Below are 15,587 nucleotides of genomic sequence, written 5' to 3' on the forward strand. Positions count from 1 at the left end.
TGAAATAGGCGGTTCGCAAGAATTCCTCGCCCTTGCGGGTGTCGGTCGGAGCGAGGCGGAGACCGGTGGGGGAGCGGAGCCCGCACCGGCTCCGACCCGGCCGCCGCGGCGATGGTCAGTCGACCTCTTTGAGCATCCGCTCGATCGTGGACACCCGGCCCTTGATCTCCGCCAGCGAGGCCTTGATCTCGACGGCGTCCATGTTGGCCTTCTCGGCCAGTTCGCGGTAGTTGGCCTCGCGGGCGGCCGAGGACTTCGCCTTCGCGGAGCTGGCCGCGTAGATGATTCCGGCGATGACGATGGCGGTGACCAGGAGGCCGAAGCCGAAGACGAAGAGCATTCCGGCGTTTGCGGCGGACATCAGTCGGTTTCCTTTCGGTCGGCCGGCTCGGGCAGAGTCGGCACGATTGCTTTGATGGCTTGCGGCGTGACGTGCATCGAGAACGGCGTCGTCTCGAAGTACTTGACGGCCTTGCCGTCCTCGGACAATTCCAGCTCGCCCGACACGAGGCCGGCGGTCTGGAGCTTCTGCAGGTGCATGTGGAGCAGCGGACGGCTCATGCCGAGCTGCCGGGCCAGCAGGCTCACGTACTGCCTGCCGTCCGCGAGGGCGCCGAGGATGCGCAGGCGGTGCGGGTTCGCCAGGGCCGAGAAGATCGCCAGCACCTCCGCGCCCGTCGGGTCCTCCGAGTCCATGTCAACCATCCTTCTCATATGTAAGGAAATTCTTACATGTGTCAGGACGTGCAGTCAACTTCGGGTAATTCGTTTGCCGGTGAGGCTCACCACGATGAGAATCGGATCATGCTCAGCGACCACCTTCCGATCTACAAGCTTCGGCTCCGCACTGAACGTCTCGAGTTGCGCCTGCCCGACCTCGAGGAGCTCGGCAGGCTGGCCGACGCCGCCGCTGACGGCATCCACGACCCCGACTTCATGCCCTTCCTCTTCCCCTGGACCGACACCACGCCCGAGGGGCGGGGCCGCAGCGTCGCGCTGTGGTGCCACAGGGTCATCGGCCGCTGGGCGAACGACGACTGGCAGATCCCCTTCACGGTCTTCCACGAGGGGGAGCCCATCGGCATCCAAGAGCTCGGCGGCAAGCAGTTCGCCCTCTCGCGCGAGGTCTCCACCGGCTCGTGGATGGGGCTCGCCTACCAGGGCAAGGGCCTCGGCACCGAGATGCGCGCCGCCGTCCTCCACTTCGCCTTCGCCGGCCTCGGCGCCGACTGGGCCACCAGCGCCTCCTTCGACGGCAACGAGGCATCGGCCGGGGTCTCGCGCAGGCTCGGCTACAAGGGCGACGGCGTCGAGTACCACATCGTCCAAGGCGAACGGCGCCTCGACTGGCGCTGGCGGCTCAGCCGCGAGGACTGGGAGGCGAACCGCCGCCACGAGGTCGCGATCGAAGGGCTCGACGAGGATGTCCTCGAGATGCTCGGCATGGCCGAGGAGAAGGACCCCGAAGGCCCCCTGAACGAGGATTGAACCGTGCGCTAGAGTATGAATCGCTCGCGGCGATACGCCGACGAGGTGCGGACGTAGCGCAGTTGGTAGCGCGACACCTTGCCAAGGTGTAGGTCGCCGGTTCGATCCCGGTCGTCCGCTCAATCGAATGTGAAGGAAAGCCCGGCGGTGTCGCCGGGCTTTTCGCGTGTCGGCCGTGGATGGTGTGCTCGGGGCGGCCGTAGCGCAGTTGGCGGTGCCGTTTGCAGCACTTCGTGCTGGTGCGACACCTTGCCAAGGTGTAGGTCGCCGGTTCGATCCCGGTCGTCCGCTCAAACGAAAAAGAGCGGCACCCGACCGGGTGCCGCTCTTTTTCGTTCTCACTTCGCCTGCTTCGGCACCCACCGGGCGCCCATCTCCTCCTCGCTCGGCGCCGAGCTCGGCAGCGGCCCCGCTCCCGGTGCGCGCAGCGCCTCCAAGTACAGCTCCAGCGCGCGCAGCCGCAGTTCCCGCGTCCGCTCGGCGTCCCCGAGGCTGATCGAGGAGACCGACTCGGTGACCAGCGCCAGATCCCCGTTCTCGACGTCCTCGCGCAGCACCCCGGCGTCCTTGACCCGCGCGAGCAGCGCCCGGTTGAGCTCGTCGGCCGCCACCGCCGCCTCGAACATGTCCGACGTCGGCGTGAACGTCCCGGCCAGCCGCACCGTGATCGACGGCGTGTCGGCCACCACGACCTTCCGCAGGAACTCGCGGAACGCCCCCCACAGGTCCCCCTCGGACTCCAGCGCCTCGCGGACCAGCTCCGTGTACCGCGCCAGCCCGTCACCGCACAGCTTGCGCAGCAGGTCCTCCTTGCTCGGATACCGCCGGTACAGGGCGCTGATCCCGACGCCCGCCAACTTGGCGACCTCGGCGATCGGCGCCTCGGGATCGGCCACGAACACCTCGCGGGCGGCTTCGAGAATGAGCTTGTCGTTGCGGGCGGCCTGGGCCTTTCGCCCGCTGAGCGGCTTGTCGTTCATGAGCACATCCTAACCGGAACAGAGTATTTTGTTCTGAAACTGGTACGGCCGTGCCGATGTACGGTCCGCAAGCTCACCGAGCGCGCCGCGGGCCCGTACGGGCCCGCGGCACGCCAGAGGCGATCGCGCTACCGCTCCTCGCGGGCCCGCTTCGGCAGCCCGAAGACCACCGCGAAGGCCACCGCGGTCAGTGCGATCGTGACGCCGGTGATCGTCTGCGCCGCCGACATCGCCTCGGCCTCGCCGCCGCCGATCGTGAACCGGCCGAAGAAGATCGTCCCAAGACCGGCGACCCCGAGGGCCGCGGCCCCCTGCTGGAACGACTCGAGCAGGCCCGAAGCCGAACCGATCTCGTGGTCCTCCAGGTCGCCGACGATGATCCCGAACAGCGGCACGAAGATCATGCCCATGCCGATCCCGTACACCAGCAGCGCCGGGGACAGCGCCCACGGGCCCGGTGCCGAGCCGGCACCGAACTGGAGGTACAGCACCGCGAGGCCGATCGCCATCCCCGCCAGCCCGACGTGGAGGATCTTCCGGCCGAGCCTCGGCGCGAGACCCGCGCTGGCGCCGGAGCCGATGAACGCGCCGACCGCCCAGGCGGCCATCGCCAGGCTGGCCTTCAGCGGGCTGAAGCCCAGCCCGAGCTGGAGGAACAGGCCCACGGCCAGGGAGAAGCCGGTCACGGCCCCGAAGAAGACGACCACGAACGCGATGCCCGAGGTGTAGGAGCGCTTGGTGAAGACGCTCAGCTCGATGAGCGCGGTCTTGCCCGAACGCGAGCGCCGGAGCTGGCCGAGGGCGAACAGGCCCAGGACCGGGACCGAGGCCACGAGCATCGCCGCCGTCCACGCGGGCCAGCCCAGCTCGCGGCCCTCGACGAGCGGCACCAGCAGCAGGCACATCCCCGTGGCGGCCACGAGCGCGCCGCCCAGGTCGAGCCGCAGTCCCTTGAGGCTCGGGGCCCCGGCGGGCAGCACCTTGGCGCCCAAGACGAGCGCGGCCAGGCCCAGCGGCAGGTTCATCAGGAAGATCGAGCGCCAGCCGGTGCCGAAGAGGTCGGCGTCGACGAGCAGCCCGGCCACGACGGGGCCGCCGATCGAGGCGAGCCCGATGAGCGGGCCGAAGACCGCGTAGGCCTTGCCGAGCTCGCGCCCGAACATGTCCCGGATGAGTCCGAAGCACTGCGGGACCATGATCGCCGCGAACGCGCCCTGGACGGCCCGCGAGGCGAGCAGCACCTCGATCGACTGGGCCGCCCCGCACGCGAGGGAGGCCGCGAGGAATCCGACCAGGCCGACCATGAGCACCCGCTTGCGGCCGAACATGTCGCCGAGGCGGCCGCCGGTGAGCAGGCCGATCGCGAGCGCGAGGGTGTATCCGGCGGCGAGCCACTGGATGGTGGCGGCGGTGCCGCCGAGTTCGGCGCGGATCGAGGGGGCCGCGACGTTGACGATCGAGGCGTCGAGGAGGTTGAGCAGAGTCGCGGCGAGGAGCGCGGCCAGGCCCCACCAGCGGCGGGGGAAACGGCTCGCGGTGCCCTCCTCGGGCGGGGCCGCCGCTGTCGCGACGGGGTCGGCTTCGAGCGTGGCTGTCATGGACGCCTCCGGGGTCTGGTCCGAATCCATCGGAACGGAACGTTTGATTCCATTATAACAGACCGGAATGATCCGTTCCATTCAAGGACTGAAACATCCCACCGCGGATCGAAGACCGAGGTCCGGGCGGTCCAGAGGCCGCCCGGAGATCAGCTCTGCTCGCCCGAACCCAGGTAACCGAAGATGATGATCATCGCGACCGCGGCGATCACCAGCCACAGCGTCGCGCGGCGGAACTTGTGCCGCGCCCCGGGGGAGAACCACATGATGGCCGCGATGATGAGCAGGACTCCTACCGCCACACCGGGAGCGGCGTTCAAACCTTCGTTCATCGGCCCCTCCGCGTGGAAACCCCGTCTTTCAAGGCGGGGAGGAAACGTGGGTGGTCGCCCGCTCGTGGTCCCGCGAAGCGGGATTGGGAGTCGGTCGAGTGTCGTACCCGACGGATATGGTCGTTGTCGTGCATCTTCGGTATTCCTTTCGGATCTACCCGACCCGTCCTCAGCGTCAGGCGTTGGCGAGGGCGTTCGGGTGTGTTCGGACGGTCTACAACGACGCCGTGGCCGCGCGCGGGGCCGCGCACGAGGCCGGAGCGAAGTGCCCTTCCGCGGTCGCGCTCGCCAAGTCCTTGATCACGGACGCGAAGCAGACCCCCGAGCGGGCCTGGCTCGGCGAGGTGTCGGTGGTGCCGTTGCAACAGACGCTGCGACACCGCGACCGGGCGTAGCGGAACTTCTTCGATTCCCGGTCCGGCAGGCGCCGGGGTGCGAGGGCGGGGCCGCCACGATTCAAGCGCCGGTCGGGCACGCAGACGGCCGAGTACACCAGGCGCGGGTTCCGTCTCAAAGGCAACGGCCGCCTGTACGTGGCGAAAGTCGGTGACCTCAAGGTGGCCTGGTCCCGGGAACTGCCCGCCGAGCCCTCCAGTGTGACGGTCGTCAAGACCGTCACCGGGAAGTATTACGCGTCGTTCGTCGTCGCGGTCGACGATGGCGCGGAATTGCTCGAACCGCTTGGCGACCCCGACGCGGAGACCGGGATCGATCTCGGTCTCAAGTCGTTCGCGGTGCTGCGCGGCGGCAAGGTGATCGAGTCGCCGAAGTTCTTGCGCACGATGGAACGGAGGCTGAAGAAGGCACGGCGGTCGCTCTCGCGCAGGCAGCGAGGCGGCAAGAACCGCCAGAAGGCGCGGCCGGCTCTTGCGCGTCTTCACGAGAAGGCCAGGAACCAGCGGGACGATTGGCTGAACAAGCAGGTCAAGGCACTGGTGAGCGAGAACCGAGCTCTCTACGTCGAAGAGCTGCATGTGGCAGGGCCGGCGAAGTCCCGCATGGCCAAGTCGGTGCAGGACGCGGCATTCGGGATGTTCCTGTCCCGGCTTGAAGCCAAGACCCGACGTGCGGGGCGCACGTTCGTGAAGATCGACCGATACTTCCCGTCCACTCGCCTGTGTTCGGCGTGCGGTGCCCTGACCGGACCCAAGGGACTCGACGGTCTCGGTATCCGTCGGTGGGAGTGCGGGGCGTTCCACGACCGGGACGCGAATGCCGAGATCGACATCAGGCGCGAAGGCCGGCGCCTGGTGGCCGCGGGACACGCGGACACCTGAAACGCCTGCGGAGGGCCGGTGAGACCGGGGAGACCCGGCGCGGCCCGTCGAAACAGGAACCCACCCGTAGCCGGGACGCCACGCGCGGACCGCAAGCCGGGAATTCGCCGCCTTCAGGCGGGTGGAGGAAGTCAAATGGCAGACCAATCACGTCAGGGGGCAACCGTCTGTTGATATCGTGCCAGACAGGCCGGTTTCGCATGAGAGGTGACACAGCCCCCCACCGCTGTGGCGACACCCGGCGGCCATGGCACTACTCTTCGGCCGCGAGCACCGGTCCGGAACAGGACGTGCCCATGCACGGCTCGCAAGCTTCGCCATGGTCGGGAGGACCACATGACCGAATTCATCGAAGTTCCCCGAGGCCTTGACCGCGTCATCGTCGCCGACACCGAGATCGGCGACGTCCGAGGCGAAGAGGGCTTCTACCACTACCGCCAGTACAACGCCGTCGAGCTCGCCGAGCACTGCTCCTTCGAGCAGGTCTGGCACCTCATGATCCACGGCGAGCTGCCCGACGACGGGCAGCTCGCCGACTTCAAGGCCACCGTGGCCCCCTACCGCAGGCTCACCCCGCAGCTGGCCGAGCTCCTGCCGCACCTCAAAGGCGCCTCACCGCTCGACGGGCTCCGCACCGCCCTGTCGGCCGCCTGCGCCGCGCGCCCCATGCGCCCGCTGCTCGACATCGACGACGAGGCCCGCCGCGACGACGCCCTCTACGCCTCCGCGGTGACCCCCGCGATCCTCACCGCCATGTGGAGGATCGGCCAGGGGGCCGAGCCGCTCCAGCCGCGCGAGGACCTCGGCTACGCCGCCAACTACCTGTACATGATGACCGGCGAAGTGCCCACCGAGGAGAACGCCCGCGCCATCGAGCACTACCTGATCCTCACCATCGACCACGGCTTCAACGCCTCCACCTTCACCAGCCGCGTCATCGCCTCCACCGGGGCCGACCTCGGCGCGGCGCTGGTCGGCGGCGTCGGCGCGCTCTCCGGCCCGCTCCACGGCGGCGCCCCGTCCCGCGCCCTCGACGCGCTCGACGCCATCGGCTCGGTCGACAACATCGACAACTGGATCCGCACCGAACTCGAGTCCGGGCGCCGCATCATGGGCTTCGGCCACAACGTCTACAAGACCGAGGACCCGCGCTCGAACCACCTGAGGGACGTCGCCACCGGACTCGACGGCGACATCGTCGACTTCGCCAAGACCGTCGAGCGCCGCGTCGTCGAGATCCTCGCCGAGGTCAAGCCCGGCCGCAGCCTCTACACGAACGTGGAGTTCTACGCCGGCGTCGTCATGGAGCTCGCCGGGGTCCCCCGCGAGATGTTCACGCCGACCTTCACCACCAGCCGCGTCGTCGGCTGGAGCGCCAACATCCTTGAGCAGGCCCACGATTCGAAGATCATCCGGCCCCGCGCCCGCTACGTCGGCCCACCGCCGCCGCAGCCCGTCCCGGTCGTCCACCCGTAGGCGCCACCGCGTCTCGGTCCCAGGCAAGGTCACAGGTGAGCCGCCGCGCAGATCGCCTGCGCGGCGCCCACCGGATGGATAGCGTTGAATCCGTGGCTCAAAGTCTCTATCTCGCAAGCCTTGACACCAACAGCGGCAAGTCCGGCGTCGCCTTCGGCGTCATGGACCTGCTCACCAAGCGGGCGGGCTCCGTGGCCGTCTTCCGGCCGATCGTCCGCGACGAGCACGCCCGCCCGCCGACCCCCGCCGTCCCGAACGGCCTCGAGGCCCCGCCGGCCGTCGGCGACCCCGTCATCACCCTTCTCCGCGGGCACTACCGGCTCGCCCAGACCTACGAGAGCGCCGTCGGCGTCACCTACTCCGACGTCCGCGCCGACGCCGAGGAGGCCCTCTCCCGCATCGTCGACCGCTACCACGCGCTGGCCGACGCCCACGAGGTCGTGCTCGTGGTCGGCAGCGACTACTCCGATGTGGGCGCCTCGGTCGAGTTCACCTTCAACACGCGCGTCGCGGTCAACCTCGCCGCGCCCATGCTCCTGGTCATCACCGGCTACCGGCAGAGCCCGGCCGACATCGACGCCGCGCTGCGCTTCGGCGTCGCCCAGGCCGAGGCCGACCACGCCACCGTCCTGGGCACCGTCGTCAACCGTGTCGACCCCGCCGACGTCGAGGAGGTCCGCGCCGCCCACCCCGGCACCGGTGTCATCGCCGAGGACCCGGCCCTGGGCGCCCCCACCGTCGCCGAACTCGTCGAGGCGGCCGGAGCGACGCTCATCTCCGGCGACCCCGAGGTCCTCACCAGGACCGTCGGCGACGTGGTCGTCGCCGCCATGACCCTCCCCAACCTCCTGCTGCGCCTGGCCGACGACAAGGCCGTCATCCTCCCCGGCGACCGCTCCGAGGTCCTGCTCGGCCTGCTCGCCGCCCACCAGGCCGAGGGCGCCCCGAGCCTGTCGGCCGTCTTCCTCACCGGCGGCATCCGCCCCGCCCCGCAGGTCCTCGACATCGTCGCCGGGCTCGACTCGCGCCTGCCGATCGCCCTCGTCCAGCACGACACCTTCGACATGGCCAACCTCGTCGGCGACGTCACCGGCTCGCTGGCCTCCGGCGGCGAGCGCAAGGCCGCGCTGGCCCTGGAGGCCTTCGCCGCGGGCGTCGACGGCGACGAACTGCTCGACCGCCTGCGCCTGTCGAAGTCGACCGTGGTCACCCCGATCATGTTCGAGCACTCCATGCTCGGGCGCGCCAAGCGCCTCGACAAGCACATCGTGCTCCCAGAAGGGACCGAGCCGCGCATCATCAAGGCCGCCGAGATCCTCGCGCGACGCGACGTCGCCCGCCTCACCCTGCTCGGCGAGGAATCCGAAATCCGTTCGCAAGCGGCGCAATTGGGCGTCGACATCAGCGCCGTGAAGGTGCTCAACCCCGGCGACCACGAGATCCGCGAGCGCTTCGCCGAGGAGTACGCGCGCCTGCGCGCCCACAAGGGCGTCACCGTCGACGCCGCCTACGACACCGTCGCCGACGTGTCCTATTTCGGCACCATGATGGTCCACACCGGCATGGCCGACGGCATGGTCTCCGGCGCCGTCCACACCACCGCGCACACCATCCGGCCCTCCTTCGAGATCATCAAGACCAAGCCTGGCGTCGCCGTGGTCTCCTCGGTCTTCTTCATGTGCCTGGAGGACCGCGTCCTCGTCTACGGCGACTGCGCGGTCAACCCCGAGCCCGACGCCGCCCAGCTCGCCGACATCGCGCTGTCCTCGGCCGCCACCGCCGCCGAGTTCGGCGTGGAGCCGCGCGTGGCGATGCTGTCGTACTCCACCGGCAGCTCGGGCAGCGGCGAAGCGGTCGAGAAGGTCCGCGAGGCCACCGAGATCGTCCGCTCCCGCCGCCCCGGCCTGCCGGTCGACGGCCCGATCCAGTACGACGCCGCCGCCGACGCGGGCGTCGCGGGCACCAAGGCCCCCGACTCCGAGGTGGCCGGGAAGGCCACGGTCTTCATCGTCCCCGACCTCAACACCGGCAACAACCTCTACAAGGCCGTGCAGCGCTCGGCCGGCGCGATCGCCGTCGGCCCGGTCCTCCAAGGGCTGCGCAGACCCGTCAACGACCTCTCGCGAGGCGCCACCGTCCCCGACATCGTCAACACCGTCGCGCTCACCGCCATCCAAGCGGACAGCCGGGCCGACGCCCCCCAACCCTCGCCACAAGCGGAAGGACAGCAATGAGCGCACCGGTCCTGGTGATCAACTGCGGCTCGTCGTCGATCAAGTACCAGCTGGTCGACGGCGACACCGAGGAAGCGTCGACCTCCGGCGTCATCGAGCGGATCGGACAGTCCGAATCGGTCGTCACGCACACGACCGACGACGGCAAGCGGGTCTGGAACGAGCACGTGGCCGACCACGCCGCCGGACTCGAGGCGATGGTGCGCGCCTGCGAGGAGTTCGGGACGCCGCTGTCGGACGCCGGGCTCATCGCCGTCGCCCACCGCGTCGTCCACGGCGGCGAGCGCTTCGTGCAGCCGGTCGTGATCGACGACGAGGTCGTGGACGCGATCGAGGAGCTCGCCGTGCTCGCGCCGCTGCACAACCCCGGCAACCTCGAAGGCATCCGGGTGGCGCGGCGGCTGTTCCCCGAGCTGCCGCAGGTCGCGGTGTTCGACACCGCCTTCCACACGACCATGCCCGAACGCGCCCACGTGTACGCCGTCCCCGAGGAGTGGCGCAAGCGGCACGGGGTGCGCCGGTACGGCTTCCACGGCACCTCGCACGCCTACGTCTCCCGCAAGGCCGCCGAGATGCTCGGCAAGGACCCCAAGCAGGTCAACGTGATCGTCGCGCACCTCGGCAACGGGGCGTCGATCACCGCCGTCGAGCGGGGCCGCTCGATCGACACCTCGATGGGCCTCACCCCGCTCGAAGGGCTGGTCATGGGCACGCGCTCGGGCGACATCGACCCGGCGATCGTCTTCCACATGCACCGGAGCACCGGCGCGTCCTTCGACGAGCTCGACGAGGCCCTGAACAAGCGCTCGGGGATGCTCGCGATGACCGGCGTGATCGACATGCGGGGGATCGACCGGGCCGCCCGCTCCGGGGACCGGGCCGCGGAGCTCGCGCTCGAGATCTACTGCTACCGGCTCAGGAAGTACATCGGCTCCTACATCGCCGCGCTCGGAGGCGCCGACGCCATCGCGTTCACCGCCGGGGTGGGGGAGAACAGCGCCGAGGTCCGGGCGAGGGCGCTGGAGCCGCTGACGGCCCTCGGCGTGAAGCTCGACGAGAGCGCCAACCAGGCCGGCGGGCCGATCATCTCGACCTCGGACTCGCTCATCACGGCCATGGTCGTCCCGACCGACGAGGAGGGCGAGATCGCCGCCCAGACCGCGTCCCTGCTGCGATCCTAGAGCGGGGTCCGGCCGGAAGGAGGCGGCGTCCTCGCGAGGCGAGGCCCGGTGCGGCCGCGCCGGGCCGGACACCGCTCCGCGGGAGCGAACGCCGCCCGACCGAGCGGTGCCGCCCCGCGCCGCCCGGACATGCGAAGGGGCGGCCGGTTCCCCGGTCCGCCCCCTTCAATCCGTCCTCGCCGCGTTAACACCCCTCCGGCGAGCAGCTTCGTCAACGTGGAGTCCAGGTCCACATGCGCCGATTCGCGGCCCCGCGGCACCAGGCTGTACGCCCGTCTGAGGAACCGCTGCACGACCGCCCGGTTGATCTCGAACAGGGCGTTCCCGTCCGGGGAGGAGAGCGCCAGCGCGATCGACTCGCCCCTCGGCGTCGTCCACGGCCAGACCCGCACGTCCCCGATGCCGGTGGGCTCCTCCAGCCCTTTCGCGAGGAGCTCCCGCGAGAAGGACCACGCCACCTGGTCGGCGTCGGAGCCGTCGGGGTGGAACATGACGCAGACGGCGTACGGGTCGTCCGGGTCGTAGCGCAGGCTCGCGCGCACGCTGACGGTCGCGAAGTCGGGTGCGACGAGTCGCATGGTCGTGCCGATGTCGACCGTCGCCGATCGTGCCATGCTCATAGCGATACCCCCCAGTGTGCGGCGGACTCCCCGAAGTCGCCGGCATTCCTGCTCCCGCCCGCCGATGCCGATCAGGATCCACGGCGGTGAACATGTCGTGGTTCAGGTCTATCATTCAAGCCGTTGCGCCGTACGGCGATCGGCAAGACCGACCCCGGCGCGTTCTGGTGATACGGGGGCAAAAACCTACAAAAGACTATTGTTGGTTTTCCGTCCATCCGGTAATTACAACGCCGTTGTTCACGCTTTAGGGGTACCATTTCCCGCCGCCGCCGAAACCTGCCCGCGTTCGGCGGGGCCCGCCGAACGCGGTGTCCGCACCGGAGGTCGCGGCGCTTCGGCGGCGGCCGCCGCCGAAGCGCGGGTGATAGCGTTTCCCGATAACGACCGGAACTTCGCGGAAGGGGCACCCATGGGCCAAGCGCAGTGGACCGAGGTCGACGCGTTCCTCGACTCGCTCCTCATCGGAGAGGACGACGCCCTCACCGGAGCGGTCGCCTCGAGCGACCGGGCGGGCCTGCCGCCGATCCAGGTCTCGGCCGCCCAAGGCAAGCTGCTGTACCTGCTGGCGAAGGTCCAAGGCGCCCGGCGCGTGCTCGAGATCGGGACGCTCGGCGGCTACAGCGCCATCTGGATGGCCAGGGCCCTGCCCGAGGGCGGCCACCTCATCAGTCTCGAGGCCAGTCCCAGGCACGCCGAGGTCGCCAGCGGCAACGTCGCCCGCGCCGGACTGGTCGGCACCGTCGAGATCCGGGTGGGCCTCGCCGCCGAGAGCCTGCCGAAGCTCGCCGAGGAGCGGCCCGAGCCGTTCGACATGGTGTTCATCGACGCCGACAAGGCCGGCTACCCGCTCTACCTGGACTGGGCCCTCAGGCTGACGCGGCCGGGAAGCCTCATCGTCGCCGACAACGTGGTGCGCGGCGGAGCGGTGGCCGACGGGCTCAGCCGGGATGCCAACGTGCAGGGCGTGCGCGCCTACCTCGAGGCGGTGGCCGCGGATCCGCGCCTGGAGGGCACCGTCATGCAGACCGTCGGCGTCAAGGGCTACGACGGCCTGTCGATCGCCCGCGTGCGCGACGAGAGGGCGCCCGCCGACGGTTGACGGCGCCGCGTTCTGGGTACAGCGGCCTCATGCGAAGCTCCAGCCGTCCCAGGACGCCGATCGGCGGTGAGCGCCCCGGTATCTCCACTGTAGAGAACGCCGCGGCGCTCGGCCGCGCCCGCGGCCGTCCCTTCGACCGCGGCGGCGCGCCGTGAGCGCCGAGCGGCTCCGCGTGCTGTCCTGGCACGTCCACGGCTCCTGGCAGCACTCCTTCGTCCAGGGCGGCCACGAGTACCTCCTGCCGACGCTCCCCGACCGCGGCCCGTGGGGCCTGGGCCGGGCCGGCAGGCCCTGGCCGCCGAACGCCGTCGAGGTCCCCGCCGCCGAACTGCGCGAGACCGAGGTCGACGTCGTGGTGCTCCAGCGCCCCGAGGAGATCGAGCTGGCCGAGCGCTGGCTGGGCCGCATCCCCGGCGTCGACGTGCCCGCGGTGTACGTCCAGCACAACACGCCGCACCGCGGCGCGGCCACCACCGAGCACGTCCTGGCCGACCGCGGCGACATCACCGTCGTCCACGTCACCGAGTTCAATCGGCTCATGTGGGACTGCGGCGAAGCGCCGACCACCGTCATCGCCCACGGCGTCGTCGACCCCGGCCCGCTCTACCAAGGAGAGCTCGACCGGGCCGTCGCCGTCATCAACGAGCCGGTGCGCCGCGGCCGCGTCGCCGGGGCCGACCTGCTGCCCCGCTTCCGCACCGCCGCCCCGATCGACGTCTTCGGGATCAGAGCCGAGCAGATGCGGATCGACGCCCAAGAGGGCCGGTTCGAACTGCTCGGCGGTCCCGACCTCCCCCTCGGCGAGCTGCATCGGGAGATGGCCCGGCGCCGCGTCTACGTGCACCCGGCCCGCTGGACCTCCCTCGGGTTGTCGCTGCTGGAGGCGATGCACCTGGCCATGCCCGTGGCCGTCGTCGCCGCCACCGGGGCCGCCTCGTTCCCGCAGGACGTCGGCGTCGTCTCCTGCGACACGGCGACGCTGGTGGCCGGGGTGCGCGAGCTGATGAGAGACCGCGAGCAGGCCGTCGCGGCGGGCAAGGCGGCGCGCGAGTACGCGCTGGCCAACTTCGGCCTCGGCGACTTCCTGCGGCGGTGGGACGCGCTGCTGGCGGAGCTCGCCGCGTGAGCAACCGAGGAGGCGACATGAAGATCGCAATGGTGTCCGAGCACGCCAGCCCCCTCGCCGCCATGGGCGGGGAGGACGCGGGCGGCCAGAACGTCCACGTCGCCCAGTTGGCCGCCGCGCTGACGCGGCAGGGCCACGCGGTCTCGGTGTACACGCGGCGCGATCGGCCCGAGCCCCCCGAGCGCGCCGAGGCGCCCGACGGCTACGAGGTCGTCCACGTCGAGGCCGGCCCGCCCGAGCGCGTCCCCAAGGACCGCCTGCTGCCGCACATGGGCGGGTTCGCCCAGCGGCTGCGGGATGCGTGGGCCGCCGAGCCGCCCGACATCGTGCACGCGCACTTCTGGATGTCCGGGCTGGCCGCGCTGTGGGCCGCCGACGCCGCCGAGCTGCCGGTCGTGCAGACCTACCACGCGCTCGGCACGGTCAAGCGCCGCCACCAGGGCGAGGCGGACACCAGCCCGCCCGCCCGCGTCCGGCTCGAACGCGACATCGGCGCGCGGTGCGCGGGCGTCATCGCCACCTGCCGCGACGAGCTCGCCGAACTCGCCGACATGGACGTCCCCGAGGACAAGGTCGCCGTCATCCCGTGCGGAGTGGACCTCGAGCACTTCACGCCGGTCGGCCCGGCCGCCGGGCGCGAGGGGCGCCACCGCGTCCTCGCCGCCGGCAGGCTCGTCCCCCGCAAGGGCCTCGACACGACGATCAAGGCGCTCCGGGACCTGCCGGGCACCGAACTGCTCGTCGCCGGGGGACCGGCCGAAGGCCCGGTGGAGGGCGACCCGGAGGCGCGGCGGCTGCGCCGCGTCGCCGAGGAGACCGGCGTCTCGGACCGGGTGCGCATGCCCGGCCGCATCCCGCACGAGGAGATGCCCGCGCAGTTCCGCTCGGCCGACGCGGTGGTCTGCACGCCCTGGTACGAGCCGTTCGGGATCGTGCCGCTCGAGGCGATGGCGTGCGGCGTGCCCGTCGTGGCCGGCGCGGTCGGCGGCATGAAGGACTCCGTCGACGACGGCGTCACCGGCGCACTCGTCCCCGACGCCACCCCGCAGGCGGTCGCCGCGGCCGTCCGGCCCTATCTGGAGGATCCGGAGCTGCTGCGCCGCACCGGCCGGGCGGGGCGGATGCGGGCGTGCGCGCTCTACTCCTGGGACGCGATCGCCGCCGAGACGATCAAGGCGTACGAGCTCGCCGCCGCCTGACCCTCGCCCTCACCGCGGCGCCGCCTCCGCCGTCTCCAGCCGCTCGATCGCGGCCTCGAGCTCCGCCGGGAGGCGCCGGCGCCTGGCCAGCACCGCCGGAAGCCGGGCGAGCAGCTCGGCCAGCGCGGTGGCGGCGCTCCGGTCCCGCAGTGCCGCCGCCGCCAGGGACCTGGTGTCGCGCAGGCACACCCCGAGCGGCCTGCGGTGCCAGGAGGTGAGGGCGGCGTTGCGCATCTCGCGGGCGCGGCGCCACGCGGTGTCGGGGCGCTCCGCAGAAGGCTGGTGGCGGGCGATGACGTCCTCGGCGTAGCACAGCCGCCAACCGAGGGCGGCCAGATCGTAGGCGAGCAGCTGCTCCTCGCCGTAGGAATGCAGCGCGTCGCTGAAGCCGCCCGCCTCGACGTACGCCGAGCGGCGGACGACGGCGGCGCAGGCGAGGAAGCCGAGCACGGCCGGACCGGGCATCCCCTCAGGAGTGCCGAGCGCGCCGCGCGCCAGAGCCTCGTTGAACGGGTCGGGGCGGGCCTCGTCGCCGACGAGGGCGCGGGCGGCCACCAGGCCGAGCCGCGGATGGGCGTCGAGGAGGTCGGCGGCCCGCGTCAGCGCGCCGCGCTCCCACCACGAGTCGTCGTCCGCGAAGGCGACGTACGGGGTCGTGACGGCGCGGACGCCCACGTTCCTGGCCGCGGCGCCCTCGTTGCCGCGCAGGCGACGGTAGTGCACGTGCGGGCAGCCGGCGGCCAGAGCGCGCATCTGCGGCGCGGTGTCGTCGGTCGAGGCGTTGTCGACCACGAACACCTGCGGCGTCGGATCCAAGGACAACAGCTCCACAATGCTGCGCTTGAGTTCGGTCGCTCGATTCCTGGTGGCGATCACGACACTGGTCCGTTCGTCGAACATGAGAAGCGGATACCCCGATCGCGGCCCCGCACACCTGCGCGATCGCCGTAACGGCTCTCAACTGGCCGATGTTT

15 protein-coding genes, 2 tRNA genes and 2 pseudogenes are annotated in these 15,587 nt (G+C 71.0%); 12 read left to right on the forward strand and 7 right to left on the reverse strand.

All coding sequences use genetic code 11. The features are described from left to right. Positions 1 to 115: 115 nt before the first annotated feature. Together YWW_RS0108080 and YWW_RS0108085 are read right to left on the reverse strand one after the other, a co-directional pair. The gene (locus YWW_RS0108080) at positions 116 to 361 is read right to left on the reverse strand and encodes a hypothetical protein (RefSeq protein ID WP_026929734.1); all 246 of its coding nucleotides are present in this window, start codon (positions 359 to 361) and stop codon (positions 116 to 118) included. Continuing rightward, positions 361 to 696: an ArsR/SmtB family transcription factor gene (locus tag YWW_RS0108085; protein WP_155830016.1), complete on the reverse strand. Its 336-nt coding sequence runs from the start codon at positions 694 to 696 to the stop codon at positions 361 to 363. Before YWW_RS0108085 ends, YWW_RS0108080 begins: the two co-directional genes overlap by 1 nt. Before the next feature lie 108 nt (positions 697 to 804). Between YWW_RS0108085 and YWW_RS0108090 the strand changes: the two genes are divergently transcribed. The 3 genes from YWW_RS0108090 (at position 805) to YWW_RS0108100 (ending at position 1,779) form a co-directional block, all read left to right on the forward strand. Next, positions 805 to 1,488 (forward strand): GNAT family N-acetyltransferase, encoded by a 684-nt coding sequence (locus YWW_RS0108090; RefSeq protein WP_026929736.1) that lies wholly within the window; start codon positions 805 to 807, stop codon positions 1,486 to 1,488. A gap of 47 nt (positions 1,489 to 1,535) precedes the next feature. Beyond that, positions 1,536 to 1,608 (forward strand) — tRNA-Gly (locus tag YWW_RS0108095). Between the two features lie 73 nt (positions 1,609 to 1,681). Further along, positions 1,682 to 1,779: transfer RNA gene (locus YWW_RS0108100), tRNA-Gly, on the forward strand. Positions 1,780 to 1,826: 47 nt separating this feature from the next. Here YWW_RS0108100 and YWW_RS0108105 read toward each other — a convergent pair. The 3 genes from YWW_RS0108105 to YWW_RS35795 form a co-directional block, all read right to left on the reverse strand. Further along, entirely contained in the window at positions 1,827 to 2,468 is a 642-nt protein-coding gene (locus YWW_RS0108105; RefSeq protein ID WP_026929737.1) for a TetR/AcrR family transcriptional regulator, read from the reverse strand. Between the two features lie 128 nt (positions 2,469 to 2,596). Next, complete coding sequence (locus YWW_RS29010; protein ID WP_035704225.1) at positions 2,597 to 4,066, reverse strand: MFS transporter; 1,470 nt, start codon at positions 4,064 to 4,066, stop codon at positions 2,597 to 2,599. Positions 4,067 to 4,215: 149 nt separating this feature from the next. Beyond that, on the reverse strand, positions 4,216 to 4,398 hold the full coding sequence (locus tag YWW_RS35795; RefSeq protein WP_155830018.1) for a hypothetical protein: 183 nt from the start codon (positions 4,396 to 4,398) through the stop codon (positions 4,216 to 4,218). 116 nt (positions 4,399 to 4,514) lie between these two features. Between YWW_RS35795 and YWW_RS37710 the strand changes: the two genes are divergently transcribed. From YWW_RS37710 to YWW_RS0108135, 5 genes and pseudogenes are all read left to right on the forward strand, one after another. Beyond that, on the forward strand, positions 4,515 to 4,793 hold the full coding sequence (locus YWW_RS37710) for a helix-turn-helix domain-containing protein (RefSeq protein ID WP_281170983.1): 279 nt from the start codon (positions 4,515 to 4,517) through the stop codon (positions 4,791 to 4,793). A gap of 15 nt (positions 4,794 to 4,808) precedes the next feature. Continuing rightward, a pseudogene (locus YWW_RS36825) lies at positions 4,809 to 5,675 on the forward strand (RNA-guided endonuclease InsQ/TnpB family protein); the annotation flags it as partial. Between the two features lie 336 nt (positions 5,676 to 6,011). Next, complete coding sequence (locus tag YWW_RS0108125) at positions 6,012 to 7,151, forward strand: citrate synthase/methylcitrate synthase (protein WP_026929738.1); 1,140 nt, start codon at positions 6,012 to 6,014, stop codon at positions 7,149 to 7,151. 92 nt (positions 7,152 to 7,243) lie between these two features. Continuing rightward, on the forward strand, positions 7,244 to 9,385 hold the full coding sequence (gene pta, locus YWW_RS29020) for a phosphate acetyltransferase (protein ID WP_035696385.1): 2,142 nt from the start codon (positions 7,244 to 7,246) through the stop codon (positions 9,383 to 9,385). Continuing rightward, a complete protein-coding gene (locus YWW_RS0108135) occupies positions 9,382 to 10,566 on the forward strand; it encodes an acetate/propionate family kinase (protein WP_026929739.1) in 1,185 nt (394 codons plus the stop codon). The genes pta and YWW_RS0108135 overlap by 4 nt, the downstream gene beginning before the upstream one ends. A 194-nt stretch (positions 10,567 to 10,760) precedes the next feature. Here the strand turns inward: YWW_RS0108135 and YWW_RS29025 are convergent. Beyond that, positions 10,761 to 11,186: pseudogene (locus YWW_RS29025) on the reverse strand (SsgA family sporulation/cell division regulator); the annotation flags it as partial. A gap of 412 nt (positions 11,187 to 11,598) precedes the next feature. Here YWW_RS29025 and YWW_RS0108145 point away from each other — a divergent pair. Genes YWW_RS0108145 through YWW_RS0108155 form a run of 4 tightly spaced genes read left to right on the forward strand, consistent with a single transcriptional unit; the run spans position 11,599 to position 14,613 of the window. After that, on the forward strand, positions 11,599 to 12,288 hold the full coding sequence (locus YWW_RS0108145; protein WP_026929740.1) for an O-methyltransferase: 690 nt from the start codon (positions 11,599 to 11,601) through the stop codon (positions 12,286 to 12,288). Between the two features lie 29 nt (positions 12,289 to 12,317). Next, positions 12,318 to 12,443 carry a hypothetical protein gene (locus YWW_RS37715; RefSeq protein WP_281170984.1) on the forward strand — a complete coding sequence of 42 codons (126 nt, stop codon included), beginning with the start codon at positions 12,318 to 12,320 and terminating at the stop codon, positions 12,441 to 12,443. Further along, entirely contained in the window at positions 12,440 to 13,414 is a 975-nt protein-coding gene (locus YWW_RS0108150; protein WP_026929741.1) for a glycosyltransferase, read from the forward strand. Before YWW_RS37715 ends, YWW_RS0108150 begins: the two co-directional genes overlap by 4 nt. A 17-nt stretch (positions 13,415 to 13,431) precedes the next feature. Beyond that, the gene (locus tag YWW_RS0108155; RefSeq protein WP_026929742.1) at positions 13,432 to 14,613 is read left to right on the forward strand and encodes a glycosyltransferase; all 1,182 of its coding nucleotides are present in this window, start codon (positions 13,432 to 13,434) and stop codon (positions 14,611 to 14,613) included. Positions 14,614 to 14,622: 9 nt separating this feature from the next. Here YWW_RS0108155 and YWW_RS0108160 read toward each other — a convergent pair whose 3' ends face one another. Continuing rightward, positions 14,623 to 15,513 carry a glycosyltransferase family 2 protein gene (locus YWW_RS0108160; protein WP_026929743.1) on the reverse strand — a complete coding sequence of 297 codons (891 nt, stop codon included), beginning with the start codon at positions 15,511 to 15,513 and terminating at the stop codon, positions 14,623 to 14,625. Between the last annotated feature and the right edge of the window lie 74 nt (positions 15,514 to 15,587).

Source organism: Glycomyces tenuis DSM 44171 (assembly GCF_000427885.1).
In the GTDB taxonomy this organism is placed as follows: domain Bacteria; phylum Actinomycetota; class Actinomycetes; order Mycobacteriales; family Micromonosporaceae; genus Glycomyces; species Glycomyces tenuis.

Excerpts from the sequence above, each read along its gene's own strand:
- YWW_RS37710 (WP_281170983.1), top strand. The coding sequence starts at position 4,515 with ATGGTCGTTGTCGTGCATCTTCGGTATTCCTTTCGGATCTACCCGACC.
- YWW_RS0108160 (WP_026929743.1), bottom strand. The coding sequence starts at position 15,513 with ATGTTCGACGAACGGACCAGTGTCGTGATCGCCACCAGGAATCGAGCG.
- YWW_RS35795 (WP_155830018.1), bottom strand. The coding sequence starts at position 4,398 with ATGAACGAAGGTTTGAACGCCGCTCCCGGTGTGGCGGTAGGAGTCCTG.
- YWW_RS0108125 (WP_026929738.1), top strand. The coding sequence starts at position 6,012 with ATGACCGAATTCATCGAAGTTCCCCGAGGCCTTGACCGCGTCATCGTC.
- YWW_RS0108105 (WP_026929737.1), bottom strand. The coding sequence starts at position 2,468 with ATGAACGACAAGCCGCTCAGCGGGCGAAAGGCCCAGGCCGCCCGCAAC.
- YWW_RS0108155 (WP_026929742.1), top strand. The coding sequence starts at position 13,432 with ATGAAGATCGCAATGGTGTCCGAGCACGCCAGCCCCCTCGCCGCCATG.
- YWW_RS0108080 (WP_026929734.1), bottom strand. The coding sequence starts at position 361 with ATGTCCGCCGCAAACGCCGGAATGCTCTTCGTCTTCGGCTTCGGCCTC.
- YWW_RS0108090 (WP_026929736.1), top strand. The coding sequence starts at position 805 with ATGCTCAGCGACCACCTTCCGATCTACAAGCTTCGGCTCCGCACTGAA.
- YWW_RS0108085 (WP_155830016.1), bottom strand. The coding sequence starts at position 696 with ATGGACTCGGAGGACCCGACGGGCGCGGAGGTGCTGGCGATCTTCTCG.
- YWW_RS29010 (WP_035704225.1), bottom strand. The coding sequence starts at position 4,066 with ATGACAGCCACGCTCGAAGCCGACCCCGTCGCGACAGCGGCGGCCCCG.
- YWW_RS0108135 (WP_026929739.1), top strand. The coding sequence starts at position 9,382 with ATGAGCGCACCGGTCCTGGTGATCAACTGCGGCTCGTCGTCGATCAAG.
- YWW_RS0108145 (WP_026929740.1), top strand. The coding sequence starts at position 11,599 with ATGGGCCAAGCGCAGTGGACCGAGGTCGACGCGTTCCTCGACTCGCTC.
- YWW_RS37715 (WP_281170984.1), top strand. The coding sequence starts at position 12,318 with ATGCGAAGCTCCAGCCGTCCCAGGACGCCGATCGGCGGTGAGCGCCCC.